At 64.6% G+C, this 852-nt stretch carries 1 pseudogene; it reads left to right on the forward strand.

Going from position 1 to position 852, the window contains the following annotated elements:
- Window positions 1-80: 80 nt before the first annotated feature.
- Window positions 81-852 (forward strand): annotated as a pseudogene (locus NS3_RS30270) (transposase); the annotation flags it as partial.

The raw sequence follows: 852 nt of genomic DNA on the forward strand, positions 1-852 counted from the left end.
GACTGGATCCCTGTGGGTAGGTCCACCGGTTGTGGGAGTTCTGATGCACCAGAATGGGTGCAGAAGGAGACGATCACACCATGTCACGACGTCGGCATACGCCCGAGCAGATTATCCGCAAACTGCGTGAGGGCGAGAAGCTGTTGGGTCAGCAGTTCTCGGTCGAGGAGGTGTGCAAGCACCTCGAGATCTCCGAGGGCACCTGGCATCGCTGGCAGAACCAGTACGGCGGGATGAAAGCCGATGACGCCAAACGACTCAAAGAGCTCGAACGCGAGAACGCCCGGCTGAAGAAGATGGTCGCCGAGCAGGCCCTCGATATCGACATGCTCAAGGAGATTTCCCGGGGAAACTACTGAGCCCGGACCGGCGCCGCAGGGCCGTGATGGTGCTGCGGGAACGGTTCGGGATCTCCGAACGACGCGCCTGCCGGGTGGTGGGTCAGTCACGGTCGGTGCAGCGCCGCCCGGCCGCCGTCGCCGATGCCGAGGTGGTGTTGCGGCAGCGGTTGCGGGCGATCTCGCGCAGCCATCCGCGGTGGGGGTGGCGCAAGGCGCATGCGATCTGCCGCGCCGAGGGCCTGGTCGTGAACAGAAAACGCACGCAACGACTCTGGCGGGAAGAAGGGTTGAAGCGGCCCGTCCGGTCGCGGAAGAAGCGCCGGATCGGACCGGGGCGTCACCAACGGTTGCGGGCGGCGTTTCCCGATCAGATGTGGGCACTGGATTTCCAGATCGATGTCACCATCGACGGCCGGCAGGTCCGGTTCCTCAACATCGTCGACGAGTTCACCCGCGAAGCCCTGGCCGTCAGAGCGTTTCGCTCCTGCACCGCTGACACCTTGGTCGAGGT

Source organism: Nocardia shimofusensis NBRC 100134 (assembly GCF_001613125.1).
Taxonomy (GTDB): Bacteria; Actinomycetota; Actinomycetes; order Mycobacteriales; family Mycobacteriaceae; genus Nocardia; species Nocardia shimofusensis.